Origin of the sequence: Nostoc sp., assembly GCF_036917195.1 — a bacterium.
In the GTDB taxonomy this organism is placed as follows: domain Bacteria; phylum Cyanobacteriota; class Cyanobacteriia; order Cyanobacteriales; family Nostocaceae; genus Nostoc.
Genome location: NZ_JBALDG010000080.1, coordinates 42,201 through 59,408, shown reverse-complemented (window position 1 = coordinate 59,408; position 17,208 = coordinate 42,201). Strand labels below are relative to the sequence as shown.

Genomic DNA, 17,208 nt, shown 5'->3' with positions numbered 1-17,208 from the left:
AATTATAGTTATAAAAAATACTTAGGATAGATTTTGATTTGAGTATAATATAGTCATTCACAGGGGCGGATATCTGTATAGGTGTCAACTTAAGCCTTGGTGAATGGAATTCGCACGCCAGTTGCTCATAGGGAAAACCCCCAGACGCTCTCTATGAGACTAGAGGCAAAAGCAGACTCGTTGGCGCAGCCTCTGGTAAAGTTTTTTAACCAGCGCAGGCGGGTAAAGCCCAATACGCTTGGGTTAAGGACAGGACTTACACAAAATTAAGAAAGAACGAACCACAAAGGGCGCATAGACACGTTCGCAGAGCGTCTCGTAAAGCCTGCGGCATAGCCTCGCTTAGGGCGCAGCCTCTCTAAGGTTGAGAAGTGGCTGACCGCAGGGTAGGACACGTTCGCGCAGCGTCTCGCAGAGAAGAAATAAGAGTTCCAGAGAGTTTTTGCGTAAGTCCTTAAAGGTTTTTGGCGCTAACTGAACTGTATTAGGGTAAAGCCTCGTGTAGACGAGCCAGTGCGTTGGGCGGGCAATGCCCGACTTGTACCTCTATGGGAATCTTGCTAGCAAGAGCGTCTCTCAATGTAAGAAGCAACTGGCGTGCGGTTTCTAACCACCCTTTTCGCATTAAATTGACACCAATGCACAGCTGTGCGCCCCTACTGCGTGTTCCATTTGTAGACTTTGCAGCCAAAAATCCTTGGCGTTCAGCTTGAAAATAAATTTAATCAAGGAACTCAGCCATTCTTTCCACAGCAGTTTCTAACAAAACTGGCTCATGCACCAAAGCAAAGCGGACATACCCTTCCCCGGATTTGCCAAAACCAGCACCTGGGGAAGCGGCTACACCAGTTTGTTTGACTAGCTGGGTACAAAATTCTATAGAGTTTTGACTCCAAGGTGAGGGCAATTTTGCCCAGATATACATTGTGGCTTTGGGAGTAGGAACATTCCAGCCAATGCGGTGTAAAGCAGTAATGAAAGCATCACGGCGCTGCTGAAAAGTAGCAATCGCAGATTTTACCCCAATTTGAGGGCCAGTTAGGGCAGCGATCGCACCATTCAAAATCCCCCGATACTGATTAAAATCAACAGCGGCTTTTACTTGGCGTAAAGCGTTAATTAACTGGGCATTACCGATGGCGTAGCCAATGCGGAAGCCGCCCATATTGTAGGACTTGGAAAGGGTGAAAAATTCAATCGAGACGCTTTTCTCTGGATCAGCTTGCAGAATCGAGGGAACGAGGGATTTTGGATTGGGAAGATTTTTCTCCCAGTGCCCATTCGCCTCAAATACCAAATCTACGTAGGGGAAATCGTGAACCAAGGCAAGATTGTGTTGTTGACAAAAAGCGACAGCTTCTTGGAAGAATGATATTGGAGCGATCGCAGCGGTGGGATTGTGAGGATAACTTAATACCATCATCCGCGACTGAGCCAACACTGGGGCAGGAATATCAGCAAATACTGGTAAAAAAGCGTTTTCTTCCCGTAGTGGCATCGGGTAGATTTGACCACTGGCTAGGTAGACTCCCCCGGCATGAGAGGGGTAACCTGGATCGAGCAACAGGGCAAAATCTCCTGGATTGAGTAAAGCTAGGGGTAAATGGGCTGTGCCTTCTTGAGAACCAATCAGAGGTAGTACCTCAGTTTGGGGATCGACTTTGACGCCAAATTTTTGTTCGTACCAGTTGGCTGCGGCTTGGCGAAACCCAAAAGTCCCGTTAAACAACAGATAGCCGTGGGTACTGCGATCGTGGAGAGATTGGGCGATCGCCTCGATGACGTGTGCCTCGGCGGGTAAATCAGAAGACCCCAACGACAAATCAATTACTTGTTGTCCAGCTACCAAAGCGACTGCCTTGGCTCTGTCCATATCAGCAAATACATTAGATTGCAGGGGTTGTAAACGCTTTGCAAATTGCATATTAGTCAAGAGTCAAGAGTCAACAAGAGGACTCTTGGGACAAAAGGATAGGGGGACTTTGGGGTTACCCCATAGATAAAATCTAGTTGCTCTGAACAAGGATCGGAGGCGGAGCGGCTTCGGCTTTGCGCCTTATACCTCGTTGCAAGCAATCTTGGGAAAAATTTTTCTTTTTCTGCATAAATGAATTCAGTCTTCTTGAAAAGAAAGTAGACAAGGGGTTTTTTCTTTTTTCCCCAAGTCCCCAAATCTGCCCTTTCAAGAGTCTTATAAAGGTCAAGAGTCAAAAGTCAAGGGTGAAAAACTCTCGGTATTTTGACTGTAGACTTTAATATTCATTAATGACTAATTACTATTTAAGTGCGTATCTAGGAGGCTAAGTAATTTTTCTTTGCTGATGACTCCCTCAGTAGATTCTAATAGTTTGTCTCCTTGAAATAGTCTCAGGGCTGGCACGCCTTCCACTTGGTACTGCTTAACAGTGAGTGGATTGGGGTCAATTTCCATTTTAACGATTTTGAGGCGATCGCTATATTTGGTAGCAGCTGAGTTAATCACAGGCGGCATCAATTGACAAGGCCCACACCAGGAAGCCCAAAAGTAAACTAATACAGGCTGTTCAGCTTTTAACACTTCTGTTTCAAACTCAGCATCAGTTATGGTGGTGATTACAGCCTTACTCATTGCAGTCTCCATCAGGTGGCGATCAAAGTTGACACACACAATACTTTATCCCAAAGTAGTCAATAGTTATTAGGACTGTTAACTATTGACTACGAATTTTATATTTTAGATTTTTTGGTTCATACCCTGCCCCAAACAACTCTTGGAGACGCTAACGCGTAGCAAGATCCCCGTAGGGGTACGTTCCACAAAGCTTTTGTGGGTGAAACAAATCCAAAATCCGAAATCGTTCGACTGAGCGACTTGTACCGAGGTAAGTCGAGGTAAGTCGAAGTAAGCCGTTCGCGTAGCGTTCCGCAGGAAAGTCCAAAATCCAAAATTGGTTGACTAATGACGTAAAATCCCACAACCAACAGGTGTGGGACTGGCTCAAAATTTGTTTTCTGCCAATTTTACAGCTGATCCAATTGCTTGCGTAGGGAATCCAACTCGGCATCAACTACCTCATTAGACTTAGCAGCAGTGGTTTGTTGTTGCGGTGGCAGTTGGGGTTGACTTACTGGAGTAGCGGGTGGTAACATTTGCGCTTTCAAAGCTGCCAACTCATCATCAACATCGCTACTACCTTCCAACTGGGCAAATTGGGTTTCTAAATCTGCACCTGCTAACTCTCCTTGTGCCTGGGCCCGGGCTTCTTGCATCAAGACTTTTTCTTCCATCCGCTCGAAGGCAGACATTGCACTGCTAGTATTCATCCCACGCACCATGCCTTGGAGTTGCTCTTGGGCTTTGGCAGTAGTGATTCTGGCTCTGAGCATTTCTTTCTTGGTCTTAGCCTCAGAAATTTTGCTTTCCAGCTGGATTAAATTGCGCTTGAGGGTTTCAACTTGAGTGCTTTGGGTATCCAAACTAGCTTTGAGGGCGGCGCTGGTGTCAGTATAAGTCTTCTTGCGCTCTAGAGCTTGTCGGGCTAAATTTTCATCACCTTTTTGTACCGCCAGTTGGGCATTGCGTTGCCACTTATTGATTTCATTTTGGGCATCATTGTACTGTTTTTCGCTGCGTTTTTGGGCGGCGATCGTCTGGGCTACTCCCTGACGCAGCTGAACCAAGTCTTCCTGCATTTCCAGGATGGCTTGTTCTAGCATTTTTTCAGGGTCTTCGGCTTTGTTAACCAGGTCGTTGAGGTTAGAACTAACTACTCGCTTAATCCGATCGAATAATCCCATAACTTTGTTTTTCCTTGTGTGGTTTACGCTTTTAGTTGGACAGTTAGCTTTTTTACTTTTTAATAGCCACCTATTTCAATGTAATCTTTCCAGTTTGGATCGGTACCTCCCAACAACTCTTAATTGTTAATTTAGAACTTGCACCAGTCTCCACAACAGTCTCGGAATGAATTCTAAGGTTATAGCTAAACTCTTCTAAAGAAGACTGAATGAGGGTTGTAGTCCAGCAAGCGTAGACTTGCACTATTAGCTAGAGATTATTTATTCTCTGGCGGGATATGGGGCAAGCGCAAGATATAAGTTAAGATATTTCCTGCGGCAACTACCCAAACTTCAAGAGTCCTGAGTTTTGGGTAACTCCTGTTTAGGAGGCTGCCCTATCTTCTGGTTCTCATGGGTAAGGAGACTGTTGTGCTGTGTGTTTTCTGCCTGGTTTAAAACCTGTACCTTCATCGCTGCCAATTCGGCATCCACATTATTAGTAGATTCCAAGGAAGTAAACTGTGTTTCCAAGTCGTCGCTACCGAGTTGAGCTATTGCTTCTGATTTAGCTTCTATCTGCAAAACTTTTTCTTCCATGCGCTCAAAGGCATTCAGACTGCTGGTGGCAGAAACTGTGCCAAGCATTTCCTGGAGCCGATAAGACGCTTCAGCAGAACGGGCGCGAGCAATATACATATCTTTTTTAGTTTTCGCCTCGGCAATTTTTAACTCTAGCGATCGCATATCCTTTTTTAGCCTAGCTACTATATCGTTTTGCTGCTCTATCTGGGAAAAGAGGGCTGTAGTGGTTTCTTTATAAGCTTGGCGCTTAGTCAAAGCTTCGCGTGCTAGAGGTTCGTTGCCTTGTTGCAGGGCCAATTGGGCGCGGCGATACCATTCTTCTGTTTGAGAGTTGGCAGCGGCTGCCTGTCGTTCGGTGCGTTTCTGGGTTGCGATCGCTTGTGCTACACCCTGCCGCAACCGCACCAGATTTTCCTGCATCTCTAGGACAGTTTGCTCCAGAATCTTTTCTGGATCTTCTGCACTGCCGATCAAACTATTGAGATTAGCGCGAATCACCCGCAGGATACGCTTGATTAATTCCATGTCGGCTCTCCATTCACGAAATTCAGTGCTGAGTAATGAGCTTTGATAATTACTGATCACCGCATATGTGGATGCCACATCCCAACTAACTTTGTGCTGAGTATTAAGACTCCTGACTTAACCAAGAGGATGCCAAAAGTGGTAGATACGGCAACACAGATAATTAAAATGTCCTCGTGTCCCCGTATCCTGTTTACGCAAGACTCAGCACTTATGACTCAGGACTGTTATCTCATGGTATCGTAGATTTTTGCAACTCATGGCTGCTGAACCCGTGGCTTAATTCCCTTTGCCTCTAACAATTGCATCTGTTTTTGTACTTGCTCTTTAGTCTTAAAAGCACCGAGATAAATCAATTCTTTGTTGGCTGATAAATAAGCATCGGGAACTACTTGCCGGGCTGAGGTAAAAGCCGCGCCTTTATTATCTATCACTACATGATAGAACCCATCTGTTCCTGGTTTGATTTCTGCATTCGGCTTTAGTGAGGTTGCGATTGGCTTGGGCGAGGTTTTTGTCGGTGAAGTGGGAGGCAAATTCCGGGGGGGCAAGGGCTGTAGCGTCGGTACTGGTGCTAAGGCGATTGGATTTGTCGCTTTTAGGGCTGTGTTGGGGTTAGGCAATACTGCTTGAGGATTTGCGGGGTTTTGGGGAACGACTGGATTAGGCACTACAGCGAGGGTTGGTTGGACTTTGGGTTTTAAGCCAACTACATCATTGGGGTCTTTCACCTCAGGAAATTCTTGGGCAGCTAGATTGGGATACTTGGGTATAGATGTGCTTGGTGGCTGGATCTGAGGTTGGACATTACTCCCAACTTCCTCAGTATTTTCTGGTGCGGGAGACGAGTTGCTGTTAAACAACTTGCCTAAATTCCACTGTGACAAACTTTTGGGATTGAATAAGACATAACTCAAGGTAAGACTCGCTACCAATAGCAGCAACATCGAGCCGATACCCAAAGGTGATAGCAGACTATCGCTATAATTGCTTGGTTTCTTGGTTTCTGGTTGTTCTTCTGTCAGACTTCGCAGCAGTGCTTCACTAGATTCCAAATAGTCATCTGGGTGCTTAGGGGTGTCATCTGGCTGCAAAAGATTTTTGCTCTTGGTATCTTTAACGACTGCTGGCACGATGCTGCTACTAAAGTTGGGCGGTGGTGGTGGAAGTTGAGTTTGTGTTTTAGGAGAATCGGAGGTGGAGGAAACATTAAGATTATTTAGTTCCTCAGTCTTTGCCGTAGCTGGCACTGGGTTCTTTTGAGGATTCACAGCTAGAGAAGAGGCGGGTAGTTCCTCAGTCTTTGCCGTAGCTGGCGTTGAGGTTTCCTGAGGATTCACGGGTACAGATGGAGGTGGCACGTTAGTTTTAATTTGCGTTGCTGATGAGTTAGTTGTGCCCGATGTTGTCGGAATGGCAGTTAAAGGTTGGGGTTGGCTGCTCATGTAACTTACAACACGGGGCTGGTTTGATGAGACCAAACCAGTTCGTGTGCGTCGATATCGAGCTAACTCTTGATCTAGCGGCACCTCTAAACTCGCTAGTGCTGCTGCTAGTGCTGGTTTCAACCCAGGTTTTTTAGACGATTGAGTACTGGAATCGTTTAGGGGGTTTTGAGTCATTGCCTCTGTGCCTCAAACGGAGATTGCTGAAATTAATTTGAGATATATTTGTGACAATAGTAGCGAAAATTATTTAAATAGATAAACTGAGAATTGGGCACTTGTACTGAGCAAAGCCGTAAAGCCTGCGGCATAGCTACGCTTAGGGCGCAGCCTCTCCAAGAGTTGTATTGGGCATTGGGGATTAGAAAAGAGAGATTTTCAGGCTTTGTTGTGAACGATAGTTCATGGAAGTCTATCTTGGAAATAGGGTATGGGGCAGTAAGGAGTAGTGGGATAACTCCTCACTCCTCACTCAGCACGGGCTAAACCATAGCTATCCGCTAACAGCACGGGCTAAATGCCCCGCTATCGCTAACAGCACTTTTAATGATGTCGTTGAAATCAATTAATGATATTTTAGGCGTTCTGGAAAAACAGGCTAAATGGCAGGAGCAACCATTTCAACGCCTGCTCAAGTGTTGGGCAGAAGTTGTTGGCCCAGTGGTTGCCGCACATACTCGACCATTGTCGATTCAGCGCGATGTTTTGTGGGTGGCAACTTCTAGTGCTGCTTGGGCGCAAAACCTGACTTTTGGTCGCACGTCTGTGGTTTTAAAGTTAAATAAGAAGCTACCAACGCCTTTGGTTGATATTCGCTTCTCTACTGCTGGCTGGCAGAATCCATCTGTGGAGAGAAAACAGCAACAAACTGTTTTGCCCCATGAGCATCCCAGTTACCTTGGTGATGAGATTAGCTGCCCTGATGTTACACCCACCAAGGATGTAAATGCTGCTTTTGGGCATTGGGGTAAGATCATGCGATCGCGATCGCATGGCTTACCTCTTTGTCCCCAGTGTGAATCTCCCACCCCATCCGGTGAACTCCAGCGCTGGGCAGTCTGTTTTGTCTGTGCTGCTAAACAGTTTTGAAGGAAGTCAATCCTGACCTAAATTAAAAGCAAAATAGTTTAGCGATTATTCATAAAGCAAAATTTATTCTGAAGTAATTTGCTGCTGCCACATGGAAAAGTTCTGATTACTCCTAAAAAATATATTTAACTGCTAAAGTATGCCGAATGTCGTATGCAAAGTGGACTATTTATCTGAAATTATATACGTTAAGCCATCCTTAAGGAGGAAGTTAAAAGACTGGATAAATCAAAAGTTTTAGTTTTAATCTTGATCCCTAATAACTTTTCGCCAAAATCCATAGCTAACCAGTCTCGGAATTATTTAAATATATAACAAGAATATAAAAACATCATGAAGTTTATTTTTTGCTTGGGATCGCTGAAACCTAGATAAAATAAGGGCTTTTTGGCTTTTATCCGTATTTATATATAGAAGCAAAATGGAAGAATGAAATTCAGCCAGAAACGGCACTAAAGATCAATCCAAATGAAACCCATTAAATTTTTAGCATCTGCCTGTAAATATTGCCGTCATTACCAGCCAGAAGGTCGCCGTGGCGGAACCTGCCAGCAGTTGGGAGCACCAGTTCAAGCTAGTTGGAAGGCTTGTCCTTTGGCGCTCGCACCTTTTGCACCTTCTTGGGAAACCTTGGAAGATGCTTGGGGTTTGCCAGATGCAGCCCCAGTTTTAACATCTTCTCAATCCCTAGCCTCAGATTTAGACAATGCTGCTCTTGCGCCTGTAGAGGAAACAGCTACCTCTATATCTAAACAGGTAAAGACTAAAGCAGTGGTTATTTAGTCATCCATTATTACTGAATTGAGTTTGTAATTTTCTATAAGATTTGTTTTTAAGATTTTTAATGCTGTAAAAGTTGACATATACAAAAATCGCACCTCACTAAAGGGTGCGATTTTTGCAATTTTAAGGTAACCAAGGAAAAGAACGGAAATCTGGTGGACGCTTTTCAAGAAAGGCTTGTTTGCCCTCAGACCCCTCTTCTGTCATGTAATAGAGTAGGGTGGCATTGCCAGCGAGTTCTTGTAAACCAGCTTGTCCGTCACAATCAGCATTGAACGCGGCTTTGAGACAGCGAATTGCGATCGGACTTTTTTCTAAAATCTCTTGCGCCCATTGAATACCTTCCGCTTCTAGTTGTTCCACTGGGACGACGCAATTAATTAAGCCCATTTCTAGAGCTTGTTGGGCATCATATTGGCGGCAGAGAAACCAAATTTCTCTAGCTTTTTTTTGCCCCACAATGCGGGCGAGATAGCTGGCTCCAAAACCACCGTCGAAACTGCCGACTTTGGGGCCTGTCTGTCCAAAAATGGCGTTATCGGCGGCGATGGTAAGGTCGCAAATCAAGTGTAGGACATGTCCACCACCGATCGCATATCCAGCTACTAAAGCAATCACCACTTTCGGCATGGAACGAATCAGACGTTGTAAGTCCAGCACATTCAAGCGGGGGATGCCAGTATCGTCCACATAACCCGCGTGTCCCCGCACACTTTGATCGCCACCAGAACAGAAGGCATATTTACCATCAGTGTGTGGGCCATAACCTGTAAAGAGGACAACACCTATAGTAGTATCTTCACGAGCATCACAGAAAGCGTCGTACAGTTCAAAGACAGTTTTAGGACGAAAGGCATTACGTTTGTGGGGGCGGTTGATGGTGATTTTCGCAATGCCATCGTTTTTTTGATACAGAATATCTTCGTAGGTTTTGGCAGTTTGCCAGTTAATTTGCATTGGTATGGAGTGCGCTGTTGCTTCAAGAATTTTATCGCGGTCTTAGGCACAAGCGATACCTACGGTGGGCTACGCCTACGCTAAAATTGGTGTCTCAGGTCTTTACAATCTGGTAATTGTCTGGGTGTTGAGGAATAAAAATGCGACGTGACACCATCTTCTACAAATTATTTAAGCAATTTCCAGGATTGCTATTTGAATTAGTAGATGAACCACCCCCAGAAGCGGAAAACTACCAGTTTGAATCAGTTGAGGTGAAAGAAACCGCATTTCGGATTGATGGAGTGTTTTTACCTCCCGGTGATGCAGTTTCCAAAACCGTCTTTTTTGCAGAAGTCCAGTTTCAGAAGGATGAAGACTTATATCACCGCTTCTTTAGCGAATTGTTTTTGTTTCTCTACCGTCACTCTATCCGTTACGATGACTGGTTTGGGGTAATAATTTTTGGCTCTCGCAGCTTGGAACCTTCTAACTCAACAATTCACCGCGCTTTGTTGGAAAGTGGTCAAGTTAGGCGAGTTTATTTGGATGAGTTGGGGGATTTGCGACAACAACCTTTGGGATTAGGTTTGATGTTGCTGACAAATGTTACTTCGGAAACGGAAGCAGTAGAAGGGGCGCGGTTTTTGCTGGAACAAGCACGGCAACAATCAGAGCAAGCGATAATTGATTTAGTGACGACGATTATCGTCTACAAGTTTTCTACCCTGAGTCGAGAGGAGATTCAAGCGATGTTGGGACTGAATTTGGAAGAACCACGGGCTATTCTAGAAGCGAAGGAAGAAGGACGAGAGCAAGGAAAGGTCGAAGGAGAAAGAAAGGTCGTTTTACGACTATTAAATCGGCGCGTCGGTAATATTCCTGATCCGTTTCTGTCCCAGATTCAAGAGTTATCGGTGGAACAGTTGGAAGCTTTAGGTGATGCTTTGTTGGATTTCTCTACTCTTGCTGATTTGTCAGGGTGGTTACAAGGTGAAGTAAGAGGGTAGGTTTCACCTACAGACGCAGAAGAGAAGGGCGATCGCACTCCCTAAAATAATTATGGCTAGCAAATAAAGTTTCCCGAAGTGAAGAAGCATTTGCAGATACGCCGGTATATCAGATGAGTTAGACCCAACCGTATAGTAACTTGATACTTGTTGAAATAAATGTAATACTAGTTAGGCTATGACCAAAAAAGCTAGTACACTAGATAAAAAAAAGTTGAACACCAGTCACTTATTAGAATCTGAATCGTCGATATCCATTAATCATATTAATCTTCTGCTTGATAATCTTCAGAGAACGGTTCCATGGCCAACAATGAAGACTATGTTGAATATCTGCGAACTCTCAATAGGGATGGGACGAGATAAAACTATCGAGAAGCTATTAGGTGAGAATAAAAAAGGAAATAAGTTCGATGATAATTTTGAAAAATTGAAAAAATTGTATTACGATTATTTATTTGTTGGCGATAAAGCTGTAAAACTATTTAATATTGAAAGAAAAATAATTGATGATTTAATAACTTCATTTCAATTGCATCAAATCGAAGAAACTGTTTTTCAAGAAACTTATCCTTTTTCGCTACCTGAAGAAAAATTGAAAGAAACCGATTTATTTCCAAAACTTGTTGATATTAAAGATACAAATGAGAATTTATCACTTGTTTTTTGTACTAGACGTTCCTTTACCGAGCGGATTGAGATAAATCCTAAAGAACTCAGTACAGAAGCAAAAGATCATTTTAATGATTATGACGAAATTTTTGGTATAAAACGGTACATTAGACAGTTTTTCAATGTTGTTGTTCTCTGGAAAAAAAAGATATTGATAGAGGTTAGAATTGATATCGCTAATGGAGTTTCATCACAAGAACGCAACATAGCCTTTTTTGAAACTATAGCGCAGTTTAACAATTTAGCAAGAGAAAAATTAGGTATTGAGGCAATGTTAAACGAATGTATTAACTTCTTCCCACTTATTGACAATCTATATGAATCTCGTGGTGAAGGAAAAGTGGGTGAAATTGCCTTCAATACTGATGAAGGTTCAACTAAGTCTGAAAGAATGCGACGAGGTGCAGTCGATCTCAGGGATGAGATATATCATAAAGCAGGCAGAGAGGCAGTAGATCATATTACTCTATATCGTCTTGCAATTTTGTGGAATTTTAAAATTTCGGAATACATAGAAACTCAAATCGAGCTTTTTTTGCCAGGAAAATCTCGTATTTTAAGTAGTGCTGAACAATGCCTTGAAGAAGTTATAATAAAAAAATGCAGTGTTATAGAAGAGTACAATTTTATTCTTGATAAAATGAATATGTATTTGAACAATGTTAGCTAGCAAGGAAGAGGTTATAAATCAAATTTATGAAGACTGGGGCGATAATCCACAGTCAGAAATTTGTTTTGCAGTACTAGATTACTTACTTCGTGTGCCTGTAAAAAATTTATTTCATATTACTTATGGTAGTTTCAAAAAAGTTGTTGGACAGAATTATACAAATGATGATGTGTTAAAAGCAATTCAGTACTTGTGTGGAGAGCGTATGAATTTGCTAGAAATGAATTTTGAAATTATAGAAAATGATGAAAATATTTTTATATTATCGAAGGAAGAAGTAAAGATTGCTCAAGAAACAGGGCAACTTATTCATCCGGAAACAGGAAAATTAGTTAATAACTTCAAAGAAAAAGTTTTTGTCTACTTTCAACCAAGCTCTTTAGTTAAAAGTATTGCTCAATAATAATGTCAATAGAGAATTTAAGCTTACTTGAATTACAAAAATATGAGGCAAATATTCCAGAACTTAGTGGTTTCATATCAAGAATTCTGACAAAAACCTATGATGACTTTATTGAAGTTCTTTATAAAGATATCGACACAGTAATTTTTGCAAAGGAAGAAAACCCTGAACTCTATCAGTCAGACAAGAAAGAAGATAGATTAACAGTAGAAATAATGCAACAATTACGTCGCATGGGCTACCAAGCATCACATGATACTAAAATTGGTGGTCATGCTGATATTGTTGTCAGAAAGAAAGAGTATATATGGATTGGAGAAGCAAAAATTCATAAAGACTACGAATATTTGTGGCAAGGTTTTCAGCAGCTTAATACTCGATACTCAACTGGAGATTGTAATCAAAAAGATGGTGGACTATTGATTTATATTTTTGTCCAAAATACAAAGTCTGTTATGGAAAAATGGCAAGAGTATTTATCTGCTAAGAATTTGAACAATTACGCCTATTTCTTTTGTCGAAACAGGAGTTTAGCTTTCTTCTCAACTCATATACATGAGAGGTCAGGGCAATTGTTTACAGTTAGACATATGCCAATTATACTTCATTTTAGTCCTAAAGATAAAAGTGCAATGAGAGCAAAGTTAGAGAAAAAGAAAGGGTAAATGTACTTTTAGCTTGAAGCGACGACTGAGTAATACTAGTAATCAGCATTTGCATTTGAAACGCATATATAAAAGTATTTTTAACTTTTATTCTACAAGTATTTCATCTAATGAGATTATTATATTACATTATCTGCGGCAAACTTTTTCAAATTATCCTGTCGCCACTTAGCATCTGCTTTGCGATTTGTATGCAACTCTAAAACCTGAATACCTTTAGTTGGAAGCGGGTTTAATCTTTGCTGCAACTGCTCCCAAGAAGTAATCAATTCATGTTGCACATTATAAGTAGCACACAACTGAGCGAAATCAATATCCTGGGGAGTGCCAAAAAACTCTTCAAATGGTGGGTCAAATTTGGCAATGGGTAACATTTCAAAAATTCCCCCGCCATTGTTGTTAATTAATAAAATTGTGAGATGCCCCACAAATTTATTGCGGATTAAAAAACCGTTGGTGTCATGTAAGAGAGCTAAATCTCCCGTTAACATCACACTACTTTGCTGGCGATGGGCAATTCCTAAAGCTGTGGATAATGTACCATCGATGCCATTTGCACCCCGGTTAAAGTGCGATCGCACTCCTAAATTATTCGGTTTCCAGAAATATTCCACATCCCGCACAGGCATACTATTAGCAATAAACAGAGGTGTTCCTGGCGGTAAAATCTGAGAAATTAACCAAGCTGCTTTACTCTCAATTATTTTATCTATTTTCCCCATCGTCTGGTCAACAACTAACCTGACCTTAGCTTCCGCATCACACCATTTCTTTCCATAGTCTGAGGAGAAAGATAAATTTCTCTCCTCTGCCTTTATGTCTTCTACAGATATCCGTAAATGCGTCGTTCTCCCGTGCAAAGGGTCGAGGTTTTGGTCACTGGGGTCAATTACCCAGCGTCGCGGTTGGGTTGCATCTATCCAGTTACGCAGTTCTTTACTTGTAGGCATTTCACCCACCTGAATCACCATTTCGGGCGCTAATTGCTTTGCTAGTTGCTGATTTCGCAAAATCAGGTCATAGGTGGAAATCAAATAAGGGTTGAGTTCAGCATAATTTCTGACTGGGGAGAGTCCCTCAGCTAGCACAGGCCATTTGAGAGTTTGGGAAAGTTGCGCGATCGCTTTTGCATATTCCTGTGGTTGCTGTGGTTGGGCAACACCTGCGATAATAATGCCGCGATCGCATTCCTTCCATTCTTTGAGAATAGGGAATGGGGCATGGGGTATGGGGCATGGGGTGGTGCTTGTTATTCCTGCAAAAAAATCTTCTGGGTGGAACTGTGATTGGAAATAACTCAAGTCAGTTCCATCAGAAACAGGCGCTAAGGGATCGCGAAAGGGAATATTCAAATGTACTGGCCCCTTTGTAGGAGTTTGCGCCCTTTCCCAGCTATGAATTACCATTTGTCGCAGGTAAGCTAGTATTCCCAGATCAGCGGAGGGTAAGGCTAACTCTGTTTGCCAATTTGGATAGTTTCCATATAATCTCAATTGATCTATAGTTTGCCCAGAGTGACAATCTCGTAATTCTGGCGGTCTATCGGTGGTTAATACTAACAGTGGTACGCGACTATATGAGGCTTCAATTACTGCTGAATAAAAATTTGCTCCTGCTGTACCAGAGGTGCAAACTAGTACCACAGGGCGTCCGGTTGCTTGAGCTTGTCCCAAAGCAAAAAAGGCGGCGGAACGTTCATCGAGAATGGGAATCGCTTCAATCTCAGGTACTTGTTGAGCAAAGGCGACTGCTAAGGGTGTAGAGCGTGATCCAGGACAAATGATCGCACAAGTCAATCCCAACCGCTTTAGCGTCTCTGTTAAGATATAAGCCCAAAGTTGATTAACATTCCTATAAGCGATCGGCATTAAATCAAACATAGCTATAAAACAATCTGAAATTTTAGATTTTTTCTAAGGAAATTCAATTTAAAATCCATCTGGGAAAGTTGAGCAAATAGAAGACCCAAGGAGGGAAACCGAACCTCGGAACTTCCAAAACAGCTTGACCTAAAGGTGGATTACAAGCCTGACAATTCAGGTTATCTGGAAAAGCCAACGCCAAACCTAACCCCTCAGCCCCCAACCATACAAGGGTTGGGGGAGAATTCAAAGCCTCTCCCTTAAAAGGGGAGAGGAATGGACAGTGAGGTTTTCCAACACTGCTACGTGAGTTTGTGAGAAAGAAAATCTCCAAGCAAACTTGCTCCACTTTCTACAAAATGCACAATTTGCTCTCAAACTTTTATGGACTGCATTCATTTAACGGGAATTCGCTGCTATGGCTACACTGGGTATCTGCAAGAAGAAAAGGTTCTAGGACAATGGTTTGAGGTGGATGTAAGGTTATGGTTGGATATCTCCACAGCAGCCAAGACTGACGCGATCGAAGACACTTTAGATTATCGCAGCGTCATTAGCTTGATACAACATCTGGTCAAAACGTCTAAATTTGCTTTGATAGAGAAATTGGTAACAATGATCGCAGATTCTATTCTCCAAGAATGCGATCGCGTAACACAAGTTCAAGTCATTCTAAGTAAACCTGCTGCACCTATTCCAGACTTTAATGGCAAAATTAGCATTGAACTGACTAAAAGTAAGTCCAATCTCTAAAGCACAAAACGTGTTTTTTTCAATATCTATAAGCTAGCAAAGAAAGGGGTTTAAGTAAGTCGGCACGATAAAAACCATGTATATTTAGTTTTTGATTGATTTATGTAGTTATACACTAACTTATACGTCAGTTCAATCTCTAAAGCACAAAACGTGTTTTTTTAATATTTATAAGCCAGCAAAGAAAGGGGGTTTAAGTAAGTCGGCACGATAAAAACTATGTATATTTAGTTTTTGATTGATTTCTGATAGTTATACACTAACTTATACGTAATGTTAATGACATGATACTAACTGTATCTAATGCTCAGAATTAGCTTTGACAAGCACAGAAATTATGGTAAATTAATGGTAAATTAATAACGTGTTATTTGTTTATTAGTCAGTATTTATATGAAGACAGGTAGGTACAGATTGTTTATGATAAGATAATAAATTTTAGATCGAGTTGACACTGACAACACAAATCTGAACCTTAGCAAACAGGTTATTGTAACATGTTCGCCCACAAAATCGTAGTTGTTGAGGATGAAAAAATTACCGCCTCAAATATTAGAAAAAGTTTACAAAAACTAGGTTATTCTATTTCAGAAATAAATAAGTCTGGTGAAGATGCAATAAAAAAGGTAGCAGAAACTGATCCCAATTTAGTATTAATTGATATCTGTTTAGCTGGGGAAGTTGACCGTGTACACGTAGCGAATATTATCCAGAATCACTTCCATGTGCCTGTAGTGTATCTAACAGAGGATTCAGAATATAAGATATTAGATAAAAATCAGCTAAGTAAGCCTTTTAGCTACATAGTCAAACCATTTCTTGAAAGTGATTTACATTTTGTGATTGAAACAGCTCTGCACAAACATCAGGGGAAAAACATATTATACGAAGAAAAACAGAGGCTGGCGGCAATTATTAACAGTATGGGCTGTGCAGTGATTGTGACAGATGTAAATGGTTGTATTCAAATGATGAATCCCATAGCAGAACTAATCACTGGCTGGAAGCAAAGTGAAGTGTTCGGTAAAGATTTAGTAGAAGTCGTTAACTTAGTTGACAAAGATGTAGGAGAAAAAATTAAAAATTTAGCCACATATGTAATCGAAGCAGATGAAGTTTTGAATCTTCCAGAAAACTGTACACTGATTACCAAAGATGGCAAAGAAATAGCAATTGAAGATAATGTTTCACTCATCCGTGATCAGAATGGCAATATTACTGGCGCGGTTTTGGTTTTTCAAGACATTACCAAACGCAAGCAGACAGAGGCGCAACTGATCCGCAATGCGTTTTATGATGGGCTGACAGCATTACCGAATCGTGTTTTATTCGTAGATAGGCTCAGACAAGCAATTGAACGTAGCAAACGCAGAAGCGATTATGATTTTGCAGTTTTGTTTTTGGATTTAGATGGTTTCAAGAAGATTAACGATCGCTTTGGGCATGGAATAGGGGATGATTTTTTAGTAGCGATCGCTCGACGCTTAGAGTCGTGTTTACGCGGTGGTGATACTGTAGCACGATTTGGTGGTGACGAGTTTACTGTTCTTTTAGAGGATATTAAAGACATTACCGACGCCACCAATGCTGCCAAACGTATTCAAGACTCCTTACGATTGCCACTTAACTTGAATGGATATCAATTATCTACTACAGCTAGCATTGGTATTGCTTGGAATTTTAGTAATTATGAGGAACCTGCAAATATGTTACGGGATGCTGATATTGCTATGTACCGAGCTAAACGGCAGGGAAAAGCTACTTATGCCATATTTAGTTAATTAGTCCTTTCTGCTGCCACTTCCATCAAATTACTCCGATTTTCTTTATAACTATAGCAGTTCTCGCTTGCGACAAATACAGGTGATCGTAAGGGCACAGCATTGCTCATGCGTGTCAACTTAAGCGTAAACCCTTTTAAAACCTCGTTTCCAGCCTCTGGCTGGAAATGCTCTTTCATTGCGGTGCTGCTAGTCTTGAGGCGGAGCGTCTCATTAGGCATTCCCAGGAACGAGGCATCTCTAAAAGCTTTTCTCGGCAGGCTTTCACCTTAA

The 17,208-nt window shown here is 41.8% G+C and carries 17 protein-coding genes; 8 read left to right on the top strand and 9 right to left on the bottom strand.

The annotated features are described in order from the left end of the window. Positions 1-721 precede the first annotated feature (721 nt). The 5 genes from V7K40_RS28320 to V7K40_RS28300 form a co-directional block, all read right to left on the bottom strand. Positions 722-1,924 carry an LL-diaminopimelate aminotransferase gene (locus V7K40_RS28320; RefSeq protein ID WP_334965677.1) on the bottom strand — a complete coding sequence of 401 codons (1,203 nt, stop codon included), beginning with the start codon at positions 1,922-1,924 and terminating at the stop codon, positions 722-724. Between the two features lie 345 nt (positions 1,925-2,269). After that, positions 2,270-2,608, bottom strand: coding sequence for a thioredoxin family protein (locus V7K40_RS28315; protein WP_298905159.1), 339 nt, complete (start codon positions 2,606-2,608; stop codon positions 2,270-2,272). Positions 2,609-3,000: 392 nt separating this feature from the next. Continuing rightward, complete coding sequence (locus tag V7K40_RS28310; RefSeq protein WP_298905158.1) at positions 3,001-3,777, bottom strand: PspA/IM30 family protein; 777 nt, start codon at positions 3,775-3,777, stop codon at positions 3,001-3,003. A gap of 333 nt (positions 3,778-4,110) precedes the next feature. After that, positions 4,111-4,866, bottom strand: coding sequence for a PspA/IM30 family protein (locus tag V7K40_RS28305; protein WP_334965882.1), 756 nt, complete (start codon positions 4,864-4,866; stop codon positions 4,111-4,113). Between the two features lie 257 nt (positions 4,867-5,123). After that, positions 5,124-6,488: a hypothetical protein gene (locus V7K40_RS28300; RefSeq protein ID WP_334965674.1), complete on the bottom strand. Its 1,365-nt coding sequence runs from the start codon at positions 6,486-6,488 to the stop codon at positions 5,124-5,126. Between the two features lie 372 nt (positions 6,489-6,860). On the opposite strand from V7K40_RS28300, the gene V7K40_RS28295 reads away from it, so the two are divergent. After that, positions 6,861-7,400 carry a DciA family protein gene (locus V7K40_RS28295; protein ID WP_334965880.1) on the top strand — a complete coding sequence of 180 codons (540 nt, stop codon included), beginning with the start codon at positions 6,861-6,863 and terminating at the stop codon, positions 7,398-7,400. Between the two features lie 468 nt (positions 7,401-7,868). Next, positions 7,869-8,183, top strand: coding sequence for a hypothetical protein (locus V7K40_RS28290; protein WP_334965672.1), 315 nt, complete (start codon positions 7,869-7,871; stop codon positions 8,181-8,183). 123 nt (positions 8,184-8,306) lie between these two features. Here V7K40_RS28290 and menB read toward each other — a convergent pair whose 3' ends face one another. Then, positions 8,307-9,140, bottom strand: a complete 834-nt coding sequence (gene menB, locus V7K40_RS28285; RefSeq protein WP_334965670.1) for a 1,4-dihydroxy-2-naphthoyl-CoA synthase — start codon at positions 9,138-9,140, stop codon at positions 8,307-8,309. A gap of 140 nt (positions 9,141-9,280) precedes the next feature. Between menB and V7K40_RS28280 the strand changes: the two genes are divergently transcribed. From V7K40_RS28280 to V7K40_RS28265, 4 genes are all read left to right on the top strand, one after another. Next, positions 9,281-10,129, top strand: a complete 849-nt coding sequence (locus V7K40_RS28280; protein ID WP_334965668.1) for an Rpn family recombination-promoting nuclease/putative transposase — start codon at positions 9,281-9,283, stop codon at positions 10,127-10,129. A gap of 178 nt (positions 10,130-10,307) precedes the next feature. Continuing rightward, positions 10,308-11,471: a hypothetical protein gene (locus tag V7K40_RS28275; RefSeq protein ID WP_334965666.1), complete on the top strand. Its 1,164-nt coding sequence runs from the start codon at positions 10,308-10,310 to the stop codon at positions 11,469-11,471. After that, on the top strand, positions 11,461-11,874 hold the full coding sequence (locus tag V7K40_RS28270; protein ID WP_334965664.1) for a hypothetical protein: 414 nt from the start codon (positions 11,461-11,463) through the stop codon (positions 11,872-11,874). The genes V7K40_RS28275 and V7K40_RS28270 overlap by 11 nt, the downstream gene beginning before the upstream one ends. A gap of 2 nt (positions 11,875-11,876) precedes the next feature. Then, positions 11,877-12,539 carry a hypothetical protein gene (locus tag V7K40_RS28265; protein ID WP_334965662.1) on the top strand — a complete coding sequence of 221 codons (663 nt, stop codon included), beginning with the start codon at positions 11,877-11,879 and terminating at the stop codon, positions 12,537-12,539. Positions 12,540-12,658: 119 nt separating this feature from the next. On the opposite strand, the gene menD is transcribed toward V7K40_RS28265, so the two are convergent. Continuing rightward, complete coding sequence (gene menD, locus V7K40_RS28260) at positions 12,659-14,419, bottom strand: 2-succinyl-5-enolpyruvyl-6-hydroxy-3-cyclohexene-1-carboxylic-acid synthase (protein WP_334965660.1); 1,761 nt, start codon at positions 14,417-14,419, stop codon at positions 12,659-12,661. Between the two features lie 43 nt (positions 14,420-14,462). After that, complete coding sequence (locus tag V7K40_RS28255) at positions 14,463-14,651, bottom strand: hypothetical protein (protein ID WP_334965658.1); 189 nt, start codon at positions 14,649-14,651, stop codon at positions 14,463-14,465. A gap of 134 nt (positions 14,652-14,785) precedes the next feature. Here V7K40_RS28255 and folB point away from each other — a divergent pair, with 134 nt between their 5' ends. Next, complete coding sequence (gene folB / locus V7K40_RS28250; RefSeq protein ID WP_334965656.1) at positions 14,786-15,154, top strand: dihydroneopterin aldolase; 369 nt, start codon at positions 14,786-14,788, stop codon at positions 15,152-15,154. A gap of 497 nt (positions 15,155-15,651) precedes the next feature. Further along, a complete protein-coding gene (locus V7K40_RS28245) occupies positions 15,652-16,935 on the top strand; it encodes a diguanylate cyclase (RefSeq protein ID WP_334965654.1) in 1,284 nt (427 codons plus the stop codon). Here the strand turns inward: V7K40_RS28245 and V7K40_RS28240 are convergent. After that, positions 16,932-17,156: a hypothetical protein gene (locus V7K40_RS28240; RefSeq protein ID WP_334965652.1), complete on the bottom strand. Its 225-nt coding sequence runs from the start codon at positions 17,154-17,156 to the stop codon at positions 16,932-16,934. The two genes, V7K40_RS28245 and V7K40_RS28240, sit on opposite strands and share 4 nt — an antisense overlap. Between the last annotated feature and the right edge of the window lie 52 nt (positions 17,157-17,208).